This is a genomic window from Methylovulum miyakonense HT12, from assembly GCF_000384075.1.
Classification (GTDB): Bacteria; Pseudomonadota; Gammaproteobacteria; order Methylococcales; family Methylomonadaceae; genus Methylovulum; species Methylovulum miyakonense.
This window is the reverse complement of record NZ_KB913025.1, coordinates 480,533-502,454: the sequence shown is the minus strand read 5'-3', so window position 1 is coordinate 502,454 and position 21,922 is coordinate 480,533. Positions and strand designations below refer to the sequence as shown.

At 46.3% G+C, this 21,922-nt stretch carries 22 protein-coding genes; 20 read left to right on the top strand and 2 right to left on the bottom strand.

Translation table 11 applies throughout. The features are described from left to right. Nucleotides 1-25: 25 nt before the first annotated feature. The 5 genes from mobB (at nt 26) to cysN (ending at nt 6,023) form a co-directional block, all read left to right on the top strand. Nucleotides 26-550, top strand: a complete 525-nt coding sequence (gene mobB, locus METMI_RS0102565; protein WP_019864645.1) for a molybdopterin-guanine dinucleotide biosynthesis protein B — start codon at nt 26-28, stop codon at nt 548-550. Beyond that, a complete protein-coding gene (gene moeA, locus METMI_RS0102560) occupies nt 547-1,791 on the top strand; it encodes a molybdopterin molybdotransferase MoeA (protein WP_019864644.1) in 1,245 nt (414 codons plus the stop codon). Before mobB ends, moeA begins: the two co-directional genes overlap by 4 nt. A gap of 147 nt (nt 1,792-1,938) precedes the next feature. Next, nucleotides 1,939-3,297 (top strand): UDP-N-acetylmuramate:L-alanyl-gamma-D-glutamyl-meso-diaminopimelate ligase, encoded by a 1,359-nt coding sequence (gene mpl / locus METMI_RS0102555; RefSeq protein ID WP_019864643.1) that lies wholly within the window; start codon nt 1,939-1,941, stop codon nt 3,295-3,297. Nucleotides 3,298-3,426: 129 nt separating this feature from the next. Further along, the gene (gene cysD, locus METMI_RS0102550; RefSeq protein WP_019864642.1) at nt 3,427-4,335 is read left to right on the top strand and encodes a sulfate adenylyltransferase subunit CysD; all 909 of its coding nucleotides are present in this window, start codon (nt 3,427-3,429) and stop codon (nt 4,333-4,335) included. Nucleotides 4,336-4,394: 59 nt separating this feature from the next. Continuing rightward, nucleotides 4,395-6,023 (top strand): sulfate adenylyltransferase subunit CysN, encoded by a 1,629-nt coding sequence (cysN, locus tag METMI_RS0102545; protein WP_019864641.1) that lies wholly within the window; start codon nt 4,395-4,397, stop codon nt 6,021-6,023. A gap of 47 nt (nt 6,024-6,070) precedes the next feature. Here the strand turns inward: cysN and METMI_RS0102540 are convergent, their stop codons facing one another. After that, a complete protein-coding gene (locus METMI_RS0102540) occupies nt 6,071-6,886 on the bottom strand; it encodes a DUF2797 domain-containing protein (RefSeq protein WP_019864640.1) in 816 nt (271 codons plus the stop codon). 151 nt (nt 6,887-7,037) lie between these two features. Here METMI_RS0102540 and METMI_RS0102535 point away from each other — a divergent pair, with 151 nt between their 5' ends. The 15 genes from METMI_RS0102535 (at nt 7,038) to METMI_RS0102465 (ending at nt 20,760) form a co-directional block, all read left to right on the top strand. Continuing rightward, nucleotides 7,038-7,397 (top strand): ATP synthase subunit I, encoded by a 360-nt coding sequence (locus METMI_RS0102535; RefSeq protein WP_029151449.1) that lies wholly within the window; start codon nt 7,038-7,040, stop codon nt 7,395-7,397. 25 nt (nt 7,398-7,422) lie between these two features. Further along, nucleotides 7,423-8,199: a F0F1 ATP synthase subunit A gene (gene atpB, locus METMI_RS0102530; protein ID WP_019864636.1), complete on the top strand. Its 777-nt coding sequence runs from the start codon at nt 7,423-7,425 to the stop codon at nt 8,197-8,199. A 43-nt stretch (nt 8,200-8,242) separates the two neighbouring features. Then, entirely contained in the window at nt 8,243-8,530 is a 288-nt protein-coding gene (gene atpE, locus METMI_RS0102525) for a F0F1 ATP synthase subunit C (RefSeq protein ID WP_019864635.1), read from the top strand. 40 nt (nt 8,531-8,570) lie between these two features. Next, nucleotides 8,571-9,044: a F0F1 ATP synthase subunit B gene (locus METMI_RS0102520; RefSeq protein WP_029151448.1), complete on the top strand. Its 474-nt coding sequence runs from the start codon at nt 8,571-8,573 to the stop codon at nt 9,042-9,044. 5 nt (nt 9,045-9,049) lie between these two features. Next, entirely contained in the window at nt 9,050-9,583 is a 534-nt protein-coding gene (locus tag METMI_RS0102515; RefSeq protein ID WP_019864633.1) for a F0F1 ATP synthase subunit delta, read from the top strand. 14 nt (nt 9,584-9,597) lie between these two features. Beyond that, a complete protein-coding gene (gene atpA, locus METMI_RS0102510; protein ID WP_029151447.1) occupies nt 9,598-11,139 on the top strand; it encodes a F0F1 ATP synthase subunit alpha in 1,542 nt (513 codons plus the stop codon). 12 nt (nt 11,140-11,151) lie between these two features. Continuing rightward, on the top strand, nt 11,152-12,018 hold the full coding sequence (atpG, locus tag METMI_RS0102505) for a F0F1 ATP synthase subunit gamma (RefSeq protein WP_019864631.1): 867 nt from the start codon (nt 11,152-11,154) through the stop codon (nt 12,016-12,018). A 38-nt stretch (nt 12,019-12,056) separates the two neighbouring features. Continuing rightward, on the top strand, nt 12,057-13,439 hold the full coding sequence (gene atpD / locus METMI_RS0102500) for a F0F1 ATP synthase subunit beta (RefSeq protein WP_019864630.1): 1,383 nt from the start codon (nt 12,057-12,059) through the stop codon (nt 13,437-13,439). Between the two features lie 22 nt (nt 13,440-13,461). Beyond that, a complete protein-coding gene (locus METMI_RS0102495; protein ID WP_019864629.1) occupies nt 13,462-13,884 on the top strand; it encodes a F0F1 ATP synthase subunit epsilon in 423 nt (140 codons plus the stop codon). A gap of 110 nt (nt 13,885-13,994) precedes the next feature. Then, nucleotides 13,995-15,368, top strand: a complete 1,374-nt coding sequence (glmU, locus tag METMI_RS0102490; RefSeq protein WP_019864627.1) for a bifunctional UDP-N-acetylglucosamine diphosphorylase/glucosamine-1-phosphate N-acetyltransferase GlmU — start codon at nt 13,995-13,997, stop codon at nt 15,366-15,368. Between the two features lie 2 nt (nt 15,369-15,370). Next, complete coding sequence (gene glmS, locus METMI_RS0102485; RefSeq protein ID WP_019864626.1) at nt 15,371-17,200, top strand: glutamine--fructose-6-phosphate transaminase (isomerizing); 1,830 nt, start codon at nt 15,371-15,373, stop codon at nt 17,198-17,200. Nucleotides 17,201-17,252: 52 nt separating this feature from the next. Beyond that, a complete protein-coding gene (locus METMI_RS0102480) occupies nt 17,253-17,831 on the top strand; it encodes a DUF4124 domain-containing protein (RefSeq protein ID WP_019864625.1) in 579 nt (192 codons plus the stop codon). Nucleotides 17,832-17,834: 3 nt separating this feature from the next. Next, complete coding sequence (locus tag METMI_RS0102475; protein ID WP_019864624.1) at nt 17,835-18,665, top strand: SDR family oxidoreductase; 831 nt, start codon at nt 17,835-17,837, stop codon at nt 18,663-18,665. Nucleotides 18,666-19,321: 656 nt separating this feature from the next. Then, a complete protein-coding gene (locus METMI_RS0102470) occupies nt 19,322-19,711 on the top strand; it encodes a phosphatase PAP2 family protein (RefSeq protein WP_232215168.1) in 390 nt (129 codons plus the stop codon). Then, the gene (locus tag METMI_RS0102465; protein WP_019864622.1) at nt 19,711-20,760 is read left to right on the top strand and encodes an MJ1255/VC2487 family glycosyltransferase; all 1,050 of its coding nucleotides are present in this window, start codon (nt 19,711-19,713) and stop codon (nt 20,758-20,760) included. The genes METMI_RS0102470 and METMI_RS0102465 overlap by 1 nt, the downstream gene beginning before the upstream one ends. Before the next feature lie 86 nt (nt 20,761-20,846). Here the strand turns inward: METMI_RS0102465 and METMI_RS0102460 are convergent, their stop codons facing one another. Next, nucleotides 20,847-21,659, bottom strand: coding sequence for a UDP-2,3-diacylglucosamine diphosphatase (locus METMI_RS0102460; RefSeq protein ID WP_019864621.1), 813 nt, complete (start codon nt 21,657-21,659; stop codon nt 20,847-20,849). Between the last annotated feature and the right edge of the window lie 263 nt (nt 21,660-21,922).

The window sequence follows — 21,922 nt, the reverse complement described above, 5'->3', positions numbered from 1 at the left end:
TTAACTGTCTGATAAATTGCCGAGTATGCAAAGTTTCCATATCCCTGTATTAGGTTTTGCTGGCGCTAGCGGGACAGGTAAAACCACGTTACTGGCCGCATTGATCCCGCTTTTGAAAAACCGGGGGTTGCGGGTTGGTTTGATCAAGCATAGCCATCACAATTTTCAGATAGACCAGCCTGGTAAGGACAGTTTCCGTTTGCGGGAAGCTGGCGCGTCGCCCGTGGTGCTGGTCTCGGCATGCCGCAGGGCGGTTATCACTGAAATCTCACCGGAGCGGGAGCCAAGGTTGGAAGAAGAATTAAAGCAATTTGACGGGCTTGCGCTTGACTTGATTTTGGTCGAAGGTTTTAAATCGGAAAAGTTTCCGAAAATTGAAGTGCACAGAAGCGGTCTTGGGCGGCCATTCCTTTACCCTGACGACCCTGACATTATCGCCATTGCCAGCGATGTCCAGTTGCCTGTACCTGATAATATGGTATGCCTCAACATCAATCAGCCCGGGTTAATCGCCCAATTTATTTTTAACCAAGTGTTAGGGGTTTCATGATTGACCGTTGTGCGTTTGGCCCCAAACCGTTATTGACCGTTGACGAAGCGCTTGCCCGGATACGGTCAGCCATAGACCCAATCCAAGAAACCGAAACTGTACCATTAACGGCCGCACTGGGGCGGATTTTGGCACGCCCTGTTTATGCGGCGGCCAATGTTCCCGGCGATAATAATGCGGCGATGGATGGCTATGCGTTTGCCAGCCATGAGGTTGCCTCCGGCCATGCGGTCGCTTTGCGTTGTGCGGGTGTCTCGTGGGCGGGACGGCCTTATCAAGGGTTGTTGGCGGCGGGCGAGTGTGTCCGGATTTTTACCGGTGCCGTCGTGCCTAAGCCGGCGGATTCAGTGCTTATGCAGGAACAGGTGCGGGTGGATGGCCCGTGGGTGCATTTTCCGGCACAGGTTAAAGCCAAACAGAATGTCAGGATGGCTGGCGAAGATGTCAGGCAAGGCGGTCTGGTGTGCACCTATCCGAAAACTTTGACGCCCATTGGTTTAAGTTTGCTGGCGGCGGCGGGGATTGCGGAAGTCCCGGTTCTTCGGCCACTAAAAATTGCCTTTTTTTCTACCGGCGACGAGCTTGTTGCCATTGGTGAAGCGTTGGCGACCGGGCAAATTTATGATAGCAACCGTTATTTGTTAGCGGGCTTGTTGGCGGACAATGCTTATACGGTTATTGATGGCGGGGTTATTGCCGATGATAAGGACGAGCTTGAAGCCAAGCTTACCGACGCTTCCCGATATAGCGACGCCATTATTACGACTGGCGGTGCTTCGGTGGGTGAGGCGGATTACATTAGGGAGATATTGCAACGTTGCGGACAAGTCGATTTTTGGAAAATTGCGATGAAACCGGGTAAGCCCCTGGCGTTCGGTAAAATAGGCGCGAGCTATTTTTTTGGGTTGCCGGGTAACCCTGGGGCTGTGTTTGCCACATTCCAGCATTTGGTTGTCCCCGCGCTCAGGCAATTGGCGGGGCTATCCGCCAAACAGCCGTTGAGGGTAAGGGCGACCTGCTCCAGCGCCCTCAAAAAAGCACCTGGAAGGCAGGAGTTTCAAGCTGGGATACTTAGCCAAGATGCAGCGGGCGAGTTTTTTGTCGGTTCGGCCGGCCAACAAGGTTCGCATTTATTAGCCGCCCTCCATAAAGCCAATTGCCACATTGTGTTGCCTAGCGAATGCCAAGGTGTCCAATTGGGTGAGCAGGTCATTGTCGAGCCGTTTAGTGTATTTATCTAAGCCGCCCTATTTCCGTTGCGGAAGCTTTTTTATTTTGGGGTTATGGGGTGTTTTCTGTCCGGACAGTGGCTTTGGGATTTTAATTGGGTTTGCATAGGCAACAGGTTTTTGGATGAATTTAAAGCGGCATGAAAGGATAAAAAGATAATGCATATTCATATTTTAGGTATTTGCGGCACATTTATGGGCGGGCTGGCGGTCATTGCCAGGCAATTAGGCCATCAGGTGTCAGGGTCTGACCAAAATGTCTATCCGCCGATGAGCACCCAATTGGAAAGTCAGGGCATACGGTTGCTGGAAGGCTATCGTGCCGGGAACCTCGATAGCAAGCCAGACCTGGTCATTATCGGCAATGCCTTGTCGCGCGGTAACCCCGAAGTTGAAGCGGTGCTGAACCAGGGCCTAAACTATGTGTCGGGGCCACAATGGTTGGCGGAGCATGTGTTGCGCGACAAATGGGTGCTGGCGGTTGCCGGCACGCACGGGAAAACCACCACCACCAGTATGCTGAGTTGGATATTGGATTATAACGGCCTTAACCCGGGGTTTCTGATTGGCGGTGTCCCGTTAAATTTTGATGTTTCTGCGCGGCTGGGGGGCTCCAAATTTTTTGTCATTGAAGCCGATGAATATGACTCGGCTTTTTTCGATAAGCGCTCAAAGTTCGTCCATTACCATCCCCGTACGGCAATATTGAATAATCTCGAATACGACCATGCGGATATTTTTCCCGATTTGGACGCCATTAAAAAACAGTTCCATCATTTGGTCAGGACAGTCCCCGGCGAAGGCATGATTATTAGCCCGGCATGCGATGCCAACCTAAATGATGTCCTGGCGATGGGCTGCTGGACGCCTGTGGCAAAAACTTCTATTGATGCGGATGCACAATGGGACGCCCGTTTGCTGAAAGATGATGGCAGCCAGTTCCAAGTGACGTTTGAGAAAGCTGGGCAGGGCGTGGTTGTTTGGCCGTTAGCGGGCCGGCATAACGTATATAATGCCCTTTCCGCAATTGCCGCCGCAAAACAGGTGGGGGTGCCCCCCGGCGCGGCTATCGAAGCGTTATCCCAGTTTAGGAATGTGAAGCGGCGTATGGAAGTGATCGCCAAGATTAAGGGGGTGACCTTGTATGATGATTTTGCCCATCACCCAACCGCCATCGCCACCACCCTGGACGGTTTACGCAAACAAGTGGCGGGGCAACGTATTATTGCCATTGTTGAGCCGCGTTCAAACACAATGCGTATGGGAGTCCATACCGAAACGTTGGCCCGATCTTTAGCCCAGGCCGATTTGGCGATTATCTATCAGCCGGAGTCAATGGGTTGGGATCTGGCCGCTTTAAAGCAATATGCCGATAATATCGAAATCCACACTTCACTTGATGGCATCATCGCCCGCTTACAAGCCGAAGCACGCCATGGCGGCCATTTTGTCCTGATGAGCAATGGCAGTTTCGGGGGGATCTATCAACGCCTCCAAAGTGCGTTGCATGAACTTTAAACAGAATATGTTGTGAAAATAGGGGGAAAATAGAGATAACTGGTATTAGCGTATTGTTCAAATTAGAATAGGACGCAGATTGAGCGTTAAATTGACATAGTGTTTCACCCAACCTTGACGGACTTTTAAATGACCGATTATAAACTGACACATCTTAAACAGCTGGAAGCTGAGAGCATTCATATTATTCGTGAAGTAGCAGCTGAATTTGAACGTCCTGTGATGTTGTATTCTATTGGCAAGGATTCTGCGGTCATGTTGCATCTGACCATGAAAGCGTTCTTTCCTGGAAAACCGCCTTTCCCGTTACTGCATGTCGACACGACTTGGAAATTCAAGGAAATGATCGAGTTCCGCGATCAATGGGTTAAGGAGTTAGGTTTGGATTTGCTGGTCCATATCAACGAGGATGGTGTCGAACAAGGCATAGGCCCGTTCACGCACGGCAGTAAAAAACATACGGATGTCATGAAAACCGAAGGCCTGAAGCAAGCGTTGAACAAGTACCAATTTGACGCCGCTTTTGGTGGCGCACGCCGGGATGAAGAAAAATCCCGTGCCAAAGAGCGCGTCTATTCCTTCCGGGATAAAAACCATACCTGGGACCCCAAAAACCAACGTCCTGAATTGTGGAATATTTACAACGGAAAAATCGACAAGGGCGAAAGCATCCGCGTGTTCCCCTTATCTAACTGGACGGAGCTGGACATTTGGCAATATATCCATCTGGAGCAAATCCCTATCGTGCCTCTGTATTTTGCCAAAGAGCGCCCGGTGGTCGAAAAGGATGGGATGTTGATCATGGTGGATGATGGACGTATGCCGATTGGCCCGGATGATAAAATAGAAATGAAGATGGTGCGTTTCCGGACTTTGGGTTGTTACCCATTGACGGGGGCGGTGGAATCGGCCGCGACAACTTTACCGGAAATTATCCAGGAAATGCTGTTGACCACCACGTCTGAACGTCAAGGACGATTGATTGACCATGATCAATCCGGTTCTATGGAGCAGAAAAAACGCGAAGGGTATTTCTAAAGCACCGTTATCGCCACTTCTAACAGAGCCATTTCTAAATAGATTCCAGAGTAATAAATATGTCCCATCAATCTGACTTAATCAGCACCGATATTAACGCCTATCTGGCGCAACACGAACGTAAGGAACTCTTGCGCTTTTTAACCTGTGGCAACGTCGATGACGGCAAAAGCACGCTGATAGGCCGTTTGCTGCACGATTCCAAAATGATTTATGAAGACCAATTGGCGGCGGTGCAAGCCGACAGCGTCAAATCCGGCACGACCGGGGCGGGCAAAATCGACTTGGCCTTGTTGGTGGACGGTTTGCAGGCTGAACGCGAACAAGGCATCACCATTGACGTGGCTTACCGTTATTTTTCCACGTCCACCCGTAAATTCATTATTGCCGACACCCCAGGGCACGAGCAGTACACGCGTAATATGGCGACAGGCGCGTCCACTTGTGATTTGGCGATTATCCTGATTGACGCCCGGTACGGTGTGCAAACCCAAACTAAACGCCATAGCTTCATCGCGTCTTTATTGGGCATCAAGCATGTTATTGTCGCCATCAACAAAATGGACTTGGTGGAATACAGCGAAGATAAATTTAACCAGATCAAACAAGGTTACCTGCAATTTATCGAAACCTTGGATTTGGATGATGTGCAGTTCATCCCGATGTCGGCCTTGGACGGTGACAATGTCGTCAACCCTAGCGAAAACATGCCTTGGTTTACGGGTGTGCCGATGATGGAGGCGTTGAACACGGTCGTGATTGCCCATGACCGTAATTTTGACAATGCGCGCTTCCCTGTCCAATACGTCAACCGTCCGAACTTGGATTTCCGTGGTTTCTGTGGCACGGTTGCCGCTGGCGTGTTCCACAAAGGCGATTTGGTTACGGCCTTGCCGTCTGGAAAAAGCAGCAAAATCAAGTCCATTGTCACTTATGATGGTGAGCTTGAGCAAGCGTTCGCGCCCATGTCGGTGACTTTCACGCTGGAAGATGAGATTGATATTAGCCGCGGCGATATGATTGTCGGCAAGGAGCTGGTGTCAGCGACAGTGGCTGACAAGTTCAAGGCGCATATCGTGTGGATGACCGAAAAAGCCTTGGCGCCAGGCCGCCAGTACATGATTAAGCTGGCGACCCGCAGCGTGTTCGGCTCGGTCTCCATGATCCATCACCGTATTGATGTCAATACCTTGGAGCATCATGACGCCAATGAACTGAAACTCAATGAAATCGGTTGCTGTACGGTTTCGGTCACGGCCCCGGTGGTGTTTGACCCTTACAAAACCAGCCGTGGCACGGGCTCATTCATCATCATTGACCGCTTGACCAACGGCACGGTCGGTGCAGGGATGATTATCGGCGTGTCCGATGACGAGAGTTTGCAGTCTGTCAGTGCTGAGGAACGTGCGGCACGGTTTAGCCAGACACCGGCGGCGATTGCGTTGACGGGTGCTAATAGCGAGTCGCTTGCTTATCAATTGGAAAGGCGTTTGTTTGATAACGGCCATGCGACTACCGTCTTGGAAGCAGAAGCGACTGCCAGTTTGATCCAAGCAATCAAAAATGCCGGTTTGTTGGCGATTTGCACCGACTGCCCTGCGGAGTTGGCGGATAACGTGTTTGATACTGACCAGCAATCCCTTGATGATATTCATGCCACGCTTAAAGAACTGAATATTGTCCATTAGCCGATGAGGCTATGCGTGGCGAAGTGTCCCGCCACGCATGGTTTTTCCTACGCCGAGAAAACGACCTCGTGCCCCGTGTATTTGCGGATATTTAGCACGCCGCTATCCAATATCAAATATTGGCCTTTGATGCCCAATAATTGGCCAGATATGTCAGGTGTTTTTATCAGGCACAGGGATTTTATTTTGCCAGGATATTCGGACACCGGGAAATGCAGGTCGATGATTTCACCGTCACTTAGCAGTTCAAGGGCGGCTTCGCCAAAACGTTCTTTTATGGCGGCGAGCTCCGTTTCACAGGCGGCGATGAGGGTGTCGCGTTGGCTGACCAAATCAATAGGCTCGGCGGTTTTCTTAAGCATTTGTTGCCAGTTGGTTTTGTCGCTGATGTGTTTGGCGATGGCGACTTCAACCAGTCCAGAGATATGGCGGGACTGGGCTTTAAAAATAGCCAGTGCTTGGGTTGCCCCTTGGTCTATCCAGCGGGTGGGTATTTGGGTGGCACGGGTGATGCCTACTTTTATGCCGCTGGAGTTGGCGAGATAGACGATATGCGGTTGAAAACAAAATTCCTCACCCCAAGCCGCTTCCCTGCAAGTCCCCGCTGAAAAATGGCAGGTATGCGGTTTCATGATGCACATGTCACACTCGGCCAAAGAGATAAAGCATGGGTAGCAATAGCCTTGGTTATAAGTTTTTTTTATTGCTTTTGCGCAATGTATGCACCGGATATTGCCCGTGCCCTTTAAGTGTATAGTTTTGCCAATTAATGGGTTTAACGCGATTTTTTTATTGTTTAACGGTAAGTCGTAAAGGATAGGTGAGCCTAATTGCCCGTACATTTTTTGTAGTTGCCCTTGCATTTTTATAGTCCTGATAAATCATAAACAGCAGTAATAATGGCACACATTGGCATTGGTAAAAAGTGTATGAAGACTAGTTCTTGGTCATCAGCCTTGATTAAATCAAAACGGCTCGTTATAATCCAGCAGCTTTTATGTGTGGAGTTTGTCCGTGGCAGCTAGAAAATTATCTACTGTCAGCAAGGTTCTTATTTGTCAATTTTTGATAATAACAATGGCCGTTTCTGGCTTTGCTGCCTTGGAAGGATGGCAAACGGCACGTTTTTCGGTGCTGGGCGGGTTGGCCGCTTTCATCCCTAATTTATATTTCGGATGGCAGGTGCGCAAGGTTGATGGCAGGCCGGCAAAAAAGGTCGTCAACAGCTTTTACTTGGGCGAAGTAGGCAAATGGTTGCTGACCATCGCCCTTTTTGTCATGTCCTTCCGGATTCCAAACATAGAAATATTTCCGCTATTAGCCACCTATGTGTTGGCAATATCTGTTTTTTGGTTCGCGCTATTAATGCGTTGACGTTGACTATTTAGAGAGGGGAACAATGGCTACCGAAGCTCACGCTGCCGAAGGTGCAACCGGATATATTATTCATCATTTGACTTCACTGCATGTCGGTGAAGGCTTTTGGGCATTACATCTTGACACATTGTTTTTCTCAGCAGTTTTGGGCGGGTTGTTTGTCTGGTTCTTTAAATCCGCAGCTGAAAAAGCCACCGCAGGTGTTCCAGGGTTGGTGCAAAGTTTTGCGGAAATGCTGATCGAATTTGTTGACACACAAGTTAAGGACAGTTTCCATGGCCATAGCAAGCTGATTGCGCCCTTGGCATTAACGATATTTTGCTGGGTGTTTTTGTGGAATTTTATGGACTTGTTCCCCGTAGATATCCTGCCTCTAATCGGGTCTTTGATGGGCATTGATTATTTGCGCGTAGTCCCAAGCACCGACTTGAACGCTACGTTTGCGATGTCCATTTCCGTATTTTTCTTGATTATTTTTTACAGCATTAAAATAAAAGGCGTATGGGGTTTTACCAAAGAGCTGACCCTGCAGCCTTTTGGTATTTGGCTGTTGCCATTTAACTTGTTGTTAAAATTGGTCGAGGAATTTGCAAAGCCTATTTCCTTGGCGTTGCGGTTATTCGGAAACTTATACGCGGGTGAATTGATTTTTATCTTGATCGCACTGCTGCCTTGGTACATCCAGCCCGTTTTGAGTTTCCCTTGGGCTATTTTCCATATTCTGATCATCACGCTTCAGGCATTCATATTTATGGTGCTGACGATTGTTTATCTGAGCATGGCGCACGAAGACCATTAATTTTTTACATTTTTTTATAACTTGATATACGTTTGGAGGTTTCATGGAAATTGCAAGATTGATTGCTGATGTGCAAGGTATGACTGCTATCGCAGTAGGTCTGGTTTTAGGTATGGGTGCGTTAGGTACTGCAATAGGCTTCGGCTTGTTGGGTGGCAAGTTTCTTGAAGGTGCTGCACGTCAACCGGAAATGGTTCCTATGCTACAAGTAAAAATGTTCGTTGTTGCAGGCCTGTTGGACGCGGTCACTATGATCGGTGTTGGTTTGGCGCTGTTCTTTACTTTTGCAAACCCGTTCTTGTCTGCTGTACAAGCGGCTGCGGCAGGCTAATTAAACAGTCTCATTTTAATAGCGACAAGAGGAACGCATCGTGAGTATCAATGCTACTCTGATTGGGCAAATGATAACTTTTGCACTTCTGGTATGGTTTACCATGAAGTACATTTGGCCACCTTTATTTGACTCTTTGGAAGAACGTAGAAAGAAAATTGCTGAAGGTTTAGCGGCTGCCGAAAAAGGCCAAGAAGAAATGCAATTGGCTGAGAAAAAGGCCAAGAACGTTTTGAAAGAAGCTAAGCAACAGTCTTCGGAGATTGTCAGCCTTGCGCAAAAACGTGCTAACGAAATTGTAGAAGAATCCAAAGAAGCCGCCAAAAAAGAAGGTGACCGTTTGGTTCTGGCTGCAAGAGCACAGGTTGAGCAAGAAATGCAACAAGCAAAAGAAGGCTTGCGTCAAGAAGTTGCCGCATTGGCATTGGTTGCAGCTGAGCAAATATTGGGTGCTGAGATTGATCAAGCCAAGCATCAAGACATTATCAACAATGTCTCTAATCAATTAGGTTAAGCGCAATGAGTGAATTGGCGACATCAGCAAGGCCTTATGCAGTAGCTGCTTTTAAACGAGCCAAAGAAACAGGGGCTATGCAAAATTGGTCACAAAATTTGGCGTTTATGGCTGCCGTTACTAGCAACGACAGTATTTCTAGCGTAGTTGATAATCCTAAAATAGGTAAGCAAAGCGTAACCGATTTATTGCTTGATATTTGTCAGGATCAAATTGATAAAGAAGCAGCTAATTTTCTGAAGTTATTGGTTCAAAATGGTCGCCTACCTTTGTTGTCGACAATTGCCGCACTTTTTGAAGAGTATAAAGCTGAGTACGAAGGATATCTTGATGTTCAAGTAACGTCAGCCTATGAACTTTCGGAAGAAAGTTTTAAGGCGCTTGCCGAAAATCTGGAAAAATCGCTAGGCAAAAAAATTAATATGAATGTGGCCGTAGACAAATCACTTATTGGTGGTGTTCTTGTTCGGGCAGGCGATCAAGTAATTGACGGCTCTATTAGAGGCCGACTTCAACAAATGCAAAAAACTCTTCAGTGAGAGTGAGAAAAATCATGCAATTAAACCCATCTGAAATTAGTGATCTGATTAAAAAGAAGATCGAAAGCTTTGATCTGAGTTCTGAGTCCCATACGGAAGGTACTGTCGTTAGTGTTTCTGACGGTATTGTTAGAGTCCATGGTCTTTCTGCAGCAATGCAGGGGGAAATGTTGGAGTTTCCAGGAAATACTTTTGGCATGGCCCTTAACCTTGAAAGGGATTCGGTCGGTGTGGTTGTTTTAGGGTCATACCAACATATCTCTGAAGGTGACACCGTAAAATGCACTGGAAGAATATTAGAAGTTCCTGTTGGCGAGGCGTTATTAGGCCGTGTTGTAGATGCTTTGGGTAATCCAATCGACGGAAAAGGTGCGATTGAAACTAGCGAAACTTCCCCAATCGAAAAAATCGCACCAGGTGTCATCGCCCGTCAATCTGTTGACCAACCTGTGCAATTGGGTTTGAAATCCATTGACGCGATGATTCCAGTTGGTCGTGGCCAACGTGAGTTGATTATCGGTGACAGACAAACGGGTAAAACTGCTATTGCCGTTGACGCCATTATCAACCAAAAAGGCACAGGTATTAAATGTATCTATGTTGCAATCGGGCAAAAACGTTCATCAATTGCTAACGTTGTACGTAAATTGGAAGAACATGGCGCAATGGAGCATACCATTATCGTTGCTGCATCGGCTTCTGAATCTGCGGCAATGCAATTCATTGCCCCTTATACCGGCTGTTCAATGGGCGAGTTTTTCAGGGATCGCGGCGAAGATGCCTTGATTATCTATGATGATTTGACCAAACAAGCGTGGGCATATCGCCAAGTGTCCTTGTTATTGCGCAGGCCGCCTGGCCGTGAAGCGTATCCTGGGGACGTTTTCTATTTGCACTCCCGTTTATTGGAAAGGGCGTCACGTATTAATGCCGAAGAAGTTGAAAAACTGACTGGCGGTAAAGTCAAAGGTAAAACGGGTTCGTTGACCGCTTTACCCATTATCGAAACTCAAGGTGGTGACGTATCTGCGTTCGTTCCTACTAACGTTATTTCGATTACTGACGGACAAATTTTCTTAGAAAGTAACCTGTTTAATGCGGGTATCCGTCCTGCGGTTAACGCGGGTTTGTCTGTATCGCGAGTCGGCGGTGCGGCGCAAACTAAGATTATCAAAAAGTTAGGTGGTGGTACGCGTCTTGACCTGGCCCAATACCGTGAGTTGGCGGCCTTTGCCCAGTTCGCCTCAGACCTTGACGAAAGCACAAGAAAGCAAATTGAACGTGGGCAACGGGTCACTGAATTGATGAAACAAAATCAATACTCGCCCATGTCTGTAGCGCAAATGGCTGTTTCTTTGTTTGCCGCCAATGAAGGCTTCCTTGATAACGTCGAAGTCAATAAGGTTCTTGATTTTGAAGCCGCTTTGCATGGATATATGAATTCAGAGCATTCCGAACTCATGGGCGCTATTAACGAGACGGGTGATTTTAGTAATGAAATTAAGCAGGGTATGCAAACTGCTATAGAAACTTTCATTAAAACTCATAGTTGGTAAAAGGGTCTTAAAATGGCTGTTGGTAAAGAAATACGCACCAAGATTGCGAGTATAAAAAATACTCAAAAAATTACCCGCGCAATGGAAATGGTTGCGGCGAGTAAAATGCGTAAAACAAAAGACAGGATGCAGGCAACACGCCCTTACGCAAGAAAAATTGCACAAATCATCAAACATTTGGCTCAAGCTAACCCTGAATATAAACATCCGTTTCTTATTCAGCGTGAGGTAAAACGGGTTGGGCTGATTGTTGTAAGTTCAGATAGGGGCTTGTGTGGCGGACTTAATTCCAATTTGTTCAGAAAATCGTTGTCGCTATTGACGCAATGGCGTAGTGATGGTGTTGAAGTTGATGTTTGCACGATTGGCACCAAAGGCGCCGGTTTTTTTTGCAGCCTTAAGCATGTGAATGTCATCGGGCAAATTGGCAAGCTGGGTGATACCCCCCATCTTCATGACATTGTTGGGGTCATTAAGTTAATGCTTGATGCCTATAGTGAAAATAAGATAGATGAGTTGTATGTAGTCAGTAACGAGTTTGTCAATACCATGACCCAACGGCCAACGGTTGAGAAATTGCTGCCAGTTGCCGCTAACGACATTGAAGGTAGCTTGACTGGGCATTGGGATTATATTTATGAACCTGATGCAAAGGAAGTTCTGGACCATCTGTTGACACGTTATATTGAATCTATAGTGTACCAAGGTTTGGTTGAGAATAATGCCTGCGAACAAGCAGCCAGAATGGTGGCTATGAAAGGTGCTTCCGACAATGCGGGCAAGCTGATTAAAGAACTTCAATTGGTTTATAACAAAGCCAGACAAGCCGCAATTACTCAAGAAATTTCAGAAATTGTTGCCGGTGCCGCAGCTGTTTAAGCCCTAGCAAAATGATAAAAAACTAAGAGGACAACTTAATGAGTTCGGGTAAAATCGTTCAGATTATTGGTGCGGTCGTCGACGTGGAATTTTCACGTGAAGAATTGCCCAAAGTTTATGATGCTTTAATTGTAGAAAGAAATGGTTTGGTGTTGGAAGTGCAACAGCAAATCGGTGATGGTGTTGTCCGCTCAATTGCGATGGGTAGCACCGACGGCTTAAGCCGGGATTTGGTGGTTAATAATACCAATGGCCCTATTTCTGTTCCTGTTGGGCAAGAAACCTTAGGCCGTATTATGAACGTCCTTGGCGAGCCGATTGATGAAAAAGGCCCGATTGGGGAAAAAGTCAAATGGGGCATCCATAGGGAAGCACCGAGTTATGCAGAGCAAGCGGCTGCAAATGAATTGCTTGAAACGGGTATCAAGGTTATTGACTTGGTTTGCCCCTTTTCCAAAGGGGGTAAAGTTGGTTTGTTCGGTGGTGCGGGTGTAGGCAAAACCGTTAACATGATGGAATTGATCCGTAACATTGCTATTGAGCATAGCGGTTATTCCGTGTTCGCGGGTGTTGGTGAACGTACTCGTGAGGGTAACGATTTCTATCACGAAATGACCGACTCAAACGTTATTGATAAGGTATCGTTGGTTTATGGGCAGATGAACGAGCCGCCTGGAAACAGATTGCGCGTAGCGTTGACTGGCCTGACTATGGCGGAATATTTCCGTGACGAAGGTCGTGACGTATTATTCTTCGTAGATAACATCTACCGTTATACCTTGGCGGGTACAGAAGTGTCGGCATTGTTAGGTCGTATGCCATCAGCGGTAGGTTACCAACCAACACTGGCTGAAGAAATGGGTGTATTACAGGAGCGTATTACCTCAACCAAAACAGGTTCTATTACCTCGATTCAAGCGGTATATGTACCTGCGGATGACTTGACAGACCCATCGCCTGCAACAACTTTTGCGCACTTGGATGCGACCGTCGTATTATCACGACAAATTGCTGAACTAGGCATTTATCCTGCGATTGACCCATTAGATTCGACTAGCCGCCAGCTAGACCCCTTGGTCATCGGTCAAGAGCATTACGATGTTGCCCGTAAAGTCCAAGGTATCTTGCAACGTTATAAAGAGTTGCGCGACATTATTGCGATTTTGGGTATGGATGAATTATCTGAAGAAGATAAGCAAACGGTTGCCAGAGCCCGTAAGATCCAACGTTTCTTGTCACAACCTTTCTTTGTCGCCGAAGTTTTCACTGGTTCACCAGGAAAATATGTTTCTTTGAAAGATACCATTGCTGGTTTTAAAGGTATTATTAGCGGCGAGTACGATGCGATTCCAGAACAAGCTTTTTACATGGTAGGCACCATTGATGAAGTGTTGGAAAAAGCCAATGCCATGAAGGCTTAATGTCAGTGTTTAGGTAATCCAAATGACCATGACCGTACATGTAGACATCGTAAGTGCAGAAAAAGAAATTTTTTCCGGTTTAGCGGAAATGGTATTTGCACCTGCTGAATTAGGCGAAGTAGGTATTTCCCCGCGTCACGCGCCTTTCATCACAAAGTTGAACCCTGGTGAAGTTAGGGTGAAGGTTACGGATAAAGAAAGTTATCCGTTCTTCATTTCTGGCGGTATGCTGGAGGTTCAGCCGCATTTGGTCACTATTTTGGCGGATACCGCGATTAGGGCTAAAGATATTGATGAGGCGGCAGCGATGGAAGCCAAAGCCAGGGCCGAAGAAGCCTTGGCCGATAAAACAGGGAAAATTGATTACGAGTCTGCCCATGCGCAATTGCTGCAAGCAATTATGCAATTGAGGACATTGGATAGGCTTAGAAAACGCGGCGAGTAATTCAAAGCAGTGAAGATTGATTGTAAAAACTAGCAATCATGATGATAAATTTTATAAGGCCCGGTAACGTGTAAACGCTATCGGGCCTTATTTGTTTAATAGGATATGAAATGACAATCACCACCATTATTCTCGCAGCAGGCAAAGGCACCCGTATGCGTTCAGAATTGCCTAAAGTCCTACATAACATTGCCCACAAGCCATTATTGCAACACGTTTACGACCTAAGTAACCAGCTTGACGATAATGGTATCCAAATCGTTATTGGCCACGGAGCCGGGCTGGTCAAAGAATCGTTAGCCTCCTCCTTTAATGTCAATTGGATAGAGCAAGTGCAGCAATTGGGGACAGGCCATGCGGTCCAACAAGTCTGCCCCTATATTGCCGATAATGACACCGTATTAATTTTATACGGCGATGTGCCGCTGTTAAAGCTATCTACGGTCAAACAGTTATTATTGGATGTCAGCTATAAAGCCCTTGCTTTATTAACGGTAAATCTTGACATACCGGCTGGTTATGGAAGGATAGTCAGGGATGCGGGGCATCAAGTCATTAAAATTGTAGAAGAAAAAGATGCTTCAGTTGAAGAAAAACGCATTCAAGAAGTCAATACGGGCATTATGGCGGTAATGGGCGGGCAATTAAAAAAATGGCTTGGGCAATTGAAAAATGATAATGCCCAAGGTGAGTATTATTTGACCGACATCATTGAAATGGCGGTTGCTGAAGGTATCAGTATCGTCACTAGCCAGCCGCAAACCACTGAAGAGGTGATGGGGGTAAACAACCGTGCGCAATTGGCGCAATTGGAACGGGTGTACCAGCAAGAACAGGCAGAATATCTTATGGCGCAAGGTGTGACTTTAAGGGATCCTTCTCGGTTTGATTTGCGCGGTTCTTTGGATAGCCTTGGGCAAGATATAGAAATTGACGTTAACGTTATTCTGGAAGGCAAAATTAGTATAGGCAATAACGTCAAAATTGGCCCAAACACGCAAATTAAAAATGCCGTCATAGGCGATAATGTCGAGATATTCTCTTGCTGTGTGATCGAGGATGCCGTGATAGGGCAGGGCAGCCGTGTTGGCCCTTATGCACGTTTACGCCCTGAAACCGTATTGGCGGCGAATGTGCATATTGGTAATTTTGTCGAAATCAAGAAGTCATCCATTGCCGAAGCTAGCAAAATCAACCATCTCAGTTATATAGGTGATGCCAGCGTCGGGAGCCATGTCAATATTGGTGCAGGGACTATTACCTGTAATTATGATGGTGCAAATAAATTTAGGACTATTATCGGCGACGGCGCCTTTATTGGTTCAGATACCCAATTGATTGCCCCGGTGACTATAGGTAATAATGCCACCATCGGTGCGGGGTCGACCATTACCCGCGATACCCCCGATAACCAATTGACCTTAAGTCGGGCGAAACAGCTTTCAGTTGCCGGTTGGCAACGTCCTGTCAAAAAGGGGAGTTAACCATGTGTGGAATAGTGGGTGGTATTGCCCAACGTAATGTTGTGCCTATTTTATTGGAAGGCTTGAAAAGATTGGAATACCGTGGCTACGATTCGGCCGGCTTGGCGGTCATTAACAATTTTGAGTTATATCGCAAACGGGAATTAGGCAAAGTAAAGGAACTGGAAGCCTTGCTCCATGCCGACCCTATATCAGGGACAATTGGCATTGCTCATACCCGTTGGGCGACCCATGGCAAACCGAGCACGGCCAATGCCCACCCTCATGTCAGCGGCAATAAAATTGCCGTTGTCCACAATGGCATCATTGAAAACTATGAGCAGCTCAAAACTGCCCAGTTAGCGCAAGGGCATGAGTTTACGTCCCAAACAGATACCGAAGTGATCGTCCATGAAGTCTTTAATGCATTGCAGGGCGCCAATAATTTACTGGATGCGGTCAAGCATACGGTAAGGAAATTGGAAGGCGCATACGCGTTAGGTATCGTCAATGCCGATGAACCCGATGTGTTGGTTGCCTGCCGGAAAGGTAGCCCTTTGGTGATAGGTGTCGGGATCGGCGAATATTTTATTGCCTCTGATGTGGCCGCTTTATTGCCTGTCACGCAACGGTTTATCTTTCTTCAAGAAGGGGATGTTGCCGCTTTGCATCTGGACTCGGTGGAGATTTACGACGCCCTGGATCAAGTGGCCAACCGTCCTATCATAGAAAGCCAACTTAGCCCCGATGCCGTGGATAAAGGCAATTATCGGCATTACATGCTGAAAGAAATCCATGAACAACCGTTTGCCATTGCGCAAACCTTGGAAGGCCGGTTTATCAATAACCGTTTGCAGGAAAATTCATTCGGGCATAACGCCAGTGAGGTATTTGACAATATAAAAGCTGTCCAGATATTAGCCTGCGGAACTAGCTATCATGCTGGTTTGGTTGCGCGTTACTGGTTTGAAGAATTGGCACGGGTGCCTTGCCAAGTTGAAGTCGCCAGCGAATTCCGCTATAGGAAACCTGTATTGGCTGCGGACACTTTGATCGTCACCATTTCCCAGTCCGGTGAGACGGCGGATACGTTGGCAGCTCTGCAAGAAGCCAAAAAACTCGGCGCGAAATATTCATTAACTATCTGTAATGTGCCTGAAAGCTCCTTAGTCAGGGAATCCGATTTGGTGCTGATGACGCGTGCCGGCCCTGAAATTGGGGTGGCTTCAACCAAGGCTTTTACTACGCAGCTTGCCACATTGATGCTGTTGGTGATTGCCGTCGGCAGACGCTTTCATTTGACGGGGCAGACAGAGCAAAAAATGACCGCCCAATTGTTCCGTTTGCCCGGAGAAATCGAAAAGGTCTTGCAGTTGAATGGTGCAATCAAACGCTTGTCAGAACAATTCGCTGAAAAACAACACGCTTTATTTTTAGGACGGGGCGCCCATTATCCCATAGCGATGGAGGGGGCATTAAAGTTGAAAGAAATTTCTTATATACATGCAGAAGCCTATCCGGCCGGAGAGCTTAAGCATGGCCCCTTGGCCTTAATAGATGCCGACATGCCAGTGATAACCGTTGCACCGAACAATAGCTTATTGGAAAAGCTCAAATCCAATATGCAGGAAGTCAGCGCCCGTGGTGGCCAGCTCATCGTATTTATGGACGAAACTTTAGTCCCGGTTGCGGAGGGCAATATCCAGATTATTAAAGTGCCGCAAGTCGAAAATGAAATTTCGCCCATACTTTATACCATTCCGTTGCAGTTATTGTCTTACCATGTCGCCGTACTCAAGGGCACCGATGTGGACCAGCCCAGAAACCTTGCCAAATCCGTTACCGTAGAATAACAATAATAATCAAGCCAATCGTTAACTTCCGATCAAACCACCAGGCAAACAAATGAAATTCCTATTACTGATATTGACAAGTCTATTTACCATGGGCGTCTCCGCTGAAGTTTACAAGTGCACCGATGCTAGCGGCAACAAAGTCTACCGCTCAAGCCCATGTTCAGAAGGTTATAAGAATATCCAAATAGACCTGACAACGGGGAAAACCGTGGATTTGGATGAAGAAAAAAAACTACAAATCCTAAAAGCCCAAAAAGAACAAGAGGAGCTTGAGCATAAGCAACTTGAGGAACAGCAAGAAAACTTGCGTAAACTGCAAATTATTAATGAAAGTAAAAAAAACCAACTGCTAATAAAAGAGAACCCAAACAAATTTTCCGCTTTCGCCATTCCACCGTATGAGTTGGAGAAATTGACGCCTTTAGTCAAACGCTATGAAGGAAGGTTGGCTGAAATTGAACGCCTACGGGGAATTGCAGCACAACAAGCTTTGGCGTCAGGCCAGTGTAACCGTGTCGAATCTTCAGAATTAAATGAAAGGTCCACCAAAGATCTGCTGGTATTCTTGGTGGATTGCTCAAACACGAAGAGCTTTTACTTTGACCAGAACCAATTGGCCAAACAATAGCCAATGGACAAGCCAAAAATTATACTCATCACTGGCTGTTCTAGTGGCATCGGTTATACAACCGCCCAGATATTAAAAAAACGCGGGCATCATGTCATTGCGGCAGCAAGGAAACAAGCCGATGTTAACCGTCTGGCCGAAGAAGGTTTTTCCGCCGTCGAATTGGATCTGGCTGATAGCCAAAGTATCCGGATTGCCGTTAATAAAATCCTTGGGATGACTGATGGCAAGATAGATGCTTTGTTCAATAACGCGGCATTTGGCCAGCCTGGTGCGGTCGAGGATTTAAGCCGCGATGTCTTGCGTCATCAGTTTGAAACCAATTTGTTTGGTACGCATGAATTGACGAACTTATTAATTCCCGTGATGCGGACACAAGGGCATGGGCGTATCATTTACAATAGTTCGGTTTTAGGATTGGTCGCAATGGGTTATCGGGGTGCTTACAATGCCAGCAAATTTGCGTTGGAAGGTTTGGCGGACACTTTACGGCTAGAATTGTATGGTACGAATATCCAAGTTTCGCTCATTGAGCCAGGCCCGATACTCAGCGATTTTAGAAAAAATGCTTTTGCGCTGTATAAACAGCACATCGATCCTAGCCGCAGTTATCACCAAGCTGCCTACTGTGCCATTGAAGCCCGCCTGCAAAAAGAGGGTGCTGCGGCGGCGTTTACGTTGCCCCCTGAAGCCGTCACCAATAAGGTCATCCATGCATTGGAAGCGAAAAGGCCTAAAATCCGGTATTACGTCACTTTTCCAACGTACTTGTTGGTTTTTCTAAAGCATATTTTACCAATGGCATGGCTTGAAAATTTGCTTAGGAAAATTTGATCCGCCCATAGGCCGATGGGGCTATTTGTGCTTGATGCATCCTAAAGCTTTCCTGCCCGCGTCAATTTCTGAACATGGCAGCCATCTAGGTGATGGCATTTGTTACTCGTCCCGTACCAAAGCATCAATAATTATCGGTGCGTACCCCCGCTAAAATGAATTAAGTAATTAATAATTAACCTGTTTTATCTTTCTAGCCTTAGTCCTTAAATTTCACCGCGTGATGCCAGTCCCCATCGGGGGCTTATAAAACTATTGCCGCCATCTATTTTTATCTGGCATATGCCCAAGGCTTTTGTACGGTAAGAGATGTTTTATGAAAAATCAATGTTTTCATGACATTAAGCCATTCGGCTTTAGGTGAGTGCAATTGTCATGGAACCGTAAACAAGTCTTCATTTCTTTGTCACAGAACAGCTTTAACCTCTCCCTTTCATAATAATTAAAACAAAAAACTGGTGGTTTCCTTAACCGTAAAGGGCACAGGAAAATCATTGCAGAATTCTGTCTGAGAGGATAATGAAATGAAACTACTACTATCTATCCATAGGTATGACGTATTTATGTTCACTTGGCTGGTCAATGCCGGGATACACCATACGCTGTCAAATATTAGCCGGTACCTATCAAAAACAGGTGATGGCCAACTTTATACGTTGATTATTGGTTTGCTTTATTTTGTTGATGGCATCGAGAGCCCGCTTTTGCGTGCCATTTTGTTGGCTTTTTTATTAGAAAGGCCCATTTATTTCATATTAAAGAATGGTTTTAAACGTAGCCGACCCGAAGCGGCACTAAAAAATTTCCGTAGCATCATTAAACCATCGGATAAATTCAGTTTTCCTTCCGGGCATACCTCTGCCGCTTTTATGATGGCGACATTGCTAGGCTATTTTTTTCCGGTCTTTATGATACCGCTTTATGGATGGGCGGTGTTGGTTGGTTTTTCTAGGGTGGTTTTGGGCGTCCATTTCCCAACAGATACATTAATGGGCGGCGTTTTGGGGATTGGCACAGCAATTTTTAGTTTAGGACAAATTATCTAATGAGAATTTTTTACGGAGTTCAAGGTACAGGCAATGGGCATATTACGCGCGCCAGGGTCATGGCAAAGGAGTTGCAGCTGGCAGGGATAGAGGTATCGTTCCAATTTACCGGGAGGGCTTTGGATAAGTTCTTTGATATGGATGTTTTCAATAACTATCAAGTCCGTACGGGATTGACCTTCAACACCGAAAAAGGGCAGGTCAGCTACCTAAAAACCGCCCGCGATGTAAAGCCAATTACCTTTATTAAAGATATAAGGGCTTTGGATTTAAGCGGTTATGACCATGTGATTACCGATTTTGAACCAGTGACCGCGTGGGCCGCAAAAAGGCAGAAAAAAGCAGTGTTAGGTATTGGCCATCAATACGCTTTCAATTATCCGATTCCTAGGGCCGGAAGCGACCCGATTGCCAACCAAGTGATGAAGTACTTTGCGCCTGCCGATGTTGGGGTGGGTTTGCATTGGCACCATTTTGGCCAACCGATATTGCCGCCCATTATAGAAACCCCGGAAACGCCGGAAAAAATTAACAAAAATAAAATTATCGTTTATCTGCCGTTTGAAGATCAAAATAGTGTCATCAATTTGTTGGCAAACTTCAGGCAATTTGAATTCCACATTTACTCGCCTGACGTCGCCGTTTCCAATTTTGACCACATTACTTGTAATCCCTTGTCGCGCACTGGTTTTCAAAATGACTTATATGATTGCGCGGGCATTATCAGTAATGCGGGTTTTGAGTTGGCCAGCGAAGCCCTGCAGTTAGGTAAAAAAATCCTGGTTAAGCCTTTGCATTCACAAATGGAGCAAATATCGAATGCCGCCGCATTGAAAGAATTGGGTTATGGGCACACCATGCAAGACATGGATGTCTCCGCAATTGAAAATTGGCTACATGATAACCATGCTATCCACATCACCTACCCGAATATCGCCAAAATACTGGTGCAATGGTTGCAAGAGGGGATGCCGAAAATGGACGCCAATTTTATTGAGACGGTTTGGGAAGGCGTCAATGTATTGAAGGTTGACTTGTCTAAATTTTGATAGCCGTTTTAGTGTAATAACACGTCGTTCCCGATTGGGTTGATTTGCCTGGGCTAAACCCGCTCCTGGCAAATCAACGTTATCTCTCAGCCCAACGCTTCTTCCGCCATATCTTCCAGTTCCGTTAGAGCCGGGAAGCTTTCCATCAGTTTACTGTATTCGATAATATGGAATTCGCCATTCCAGTCTTCGGCAATTAAGGTGCAAGATTCCACCCAATCCCCGCAATTTAAATAATGGATGTTTTCAATGTATTTATTGGCGGCGGAATGGATGTGGCCGCAAACCACCCCGTCTAGCTGGCGGCCTTGGCATTCGGTGGCAACTACAATTTCAAATTGGGTGATGAAGGAAACCGCTGATTTGACTTTGTTTTTGACAAACTTTGACAATGACCAGTAACCAAAGCCCATATGCCGTCTTAGCCAGTTGAAATGGCGGTTAAGCGTCAGTAAGCTTTCATAGCCTATATCCCCCAGCACGGCGATTTGTTTATGGTAACGCGTGACAATGTCGTAATTGTCGCCATGTGTCAGCAAATATGATTTGCCGGTGGCGGTGGTGTAGACCATCTCATCGTAAATTTCCACATTGCCGACATTCAAGTCACCATGTGATAGAAAATTCCGCAAAAATTCATCATGGTTGCCTGCAATATACACAACCCGTTTATTTTTTGAATATTTTAGGATTTTTCTTAGAAAATTCGTGTGGTGCTGGTGCCAGTACCAGCCGCGCTGGATTTTCCAGCCATCAATAATGTCGCCGATCAGATAAATTTCATCAAAAGCCAGCCTCTTTAAGGTTTTCAGCAAAAACTCGGCTTTGCACGAACGGGTGCCAAGGTGAATGTCAGAGATGAATACGGCTTTGTAGGGTGCTTTAGGTTTTTTGCTCATAATGATGGCTACGCGCTGATTTAAGGATGGCCTGGAGTGGCATGATGACGGCACAATTACGTTAAGGTGTCCAGCCTGGGGTTCCCCGCAATTATGATGGCCAAGACGGGGCTTGCCAGTTGCCGTTATGATGTCGCCAAAAATGCGGGTTTTACAGTAAAAACGGTGGCTTAATCATAGGTCATCAATATGACTTTATTGTGACGGCCGTTAGCCAAAATGCGTGGCAACATGGGTGGTTTTCTTACGGATTTTGATGCACA

Excerpts from the sequence above, each read along its gene's own strand:
- mobB (WP_019864645.1), top strand. The coding sequence starts at position 26 with ATGCAAAGTTTCCATATCCCTGTATTAGGTTTTGCTGGCGCTAGCGGG.
- moeA (WP_019864644.1), top strand. The coding sequence starts at position 547 with ATGATTGACCGTTGTGCGTTTGGCCCCAAACCGTTATTGACCGTTGAC.
- mpl (WP_019864643.1), top strand. The coding sequence starts at position 1,939 with ATGCATATTCATATTTTAGGTATTTGCGGCACATTTATGGGCGGGCTG.
- cysD (WP_019864642.1), top strand. The coding sequence starts at position 3,427 with ATGACCGATTATAAACTGACACATCTTAAACAGCTGGAAGCTGAGAGC.
- cysN (WP_019864641.1), top strand. The coding sequence starts at position 4,395 with ATGTCCCATCAATCTGACTTAATCAGCACCGATATTAACGCCTATCTG.
- METMI_RS0102540 (WP_019864640.1), bottom strand. The coding sequence starts at position 6,886 with ATGCAAGGGCAACTACAAAAAATGTACGGGCAATTAGGCTCACCTATC.
- atpB (WP_019864636.1), top strand. The coding sequence starts at position 7,423 with ATGGCTACCGAAGCTCACGCTGCCGAAGGTGCAACCGGATATATTATT.
- atpE (WP_019864635.1), top strand. The coding sequence starts at position 8,243 with ATGGAAATTGCAAGATTGATTGCTGATGTGCAAGGTATGACTGCTATC.
- METMI_RS0102515 (WP_019864633.1), top strand. The coding sequence starts at position 9,050 with ATGAGTGAATTGGCGACATCAGCAAGGCCTTATGCAGTAGCTGCTTTT.
- atpA (WP_029151447.1), top strand. The coding sequence starts at position 9,598 with ATGCAATTAAACCCATCTGAAATTAGTGATCTGATTAAAAAGAAGATC.
- atpG (WP_019864631.1), top strand. The coding sequence starts at position 11,152 with ATGGCTGTTGGTAAAGAAATACGCACCAAGATTGCGAGTATAAAAAAT.
- atpD (WP_019864630.1), top strand. The coding sequence starts at position 12,057 with ATGAGTTCGGGTAAAATCGTTCAGATTATTGGTGCGGTCGTCGACGTG.
- METMI_RS0102495 (WP_019864629.1), top strand. The coding sequence starts at position 13,462 with ATGACCATGACCGTACATGTAGACATCGTAAGTGCAGAAAAAGAAATT.
- glmU (WP_019864627.1), top strand. The coding sequence starts at position 13,995 with ATGACAATCACCACCATTATTCTCGCAGCAGGCAAAGGCACCCGTATG.
- glmS (WP_019864626.1), top strand. The coding sequence starts at position 15,371 with ATGTGTGGAATAGTGGGTGGTATTGCCCAACGTAATGTTGTGCCTATT.
- METMI_RS0102480 (WP_019864625.1), top strand. The coding sequence starts at position 17,253 with ATGAAATTCCTATTACTGATATTGACAAGTCTATTTACCATGGGCGTC.
- METMI_RS0102475 (WP_019864624.1), top strand. The coding sequence starts at position 17,835 with ATGGACAAGCCAAAAATTATACTCATCACTGGCTGTTCTAGTGGCATC.
- METMI_RS0102465 (WP_019864622.1), top strand. The coding sequence starts at position 19,711 with ATGAGAATTTTTTACGGAGTTCAAGGTACAGGCAATGGGCATATTACG.
- METMI_RS0102460 (WP_019864621.1), bottom strand. The coding sequence starts at position 21,659 with ATGAGCAAAAAACCTAAAGCACCCTACAAAGCCGTATTCATCTCTGAC.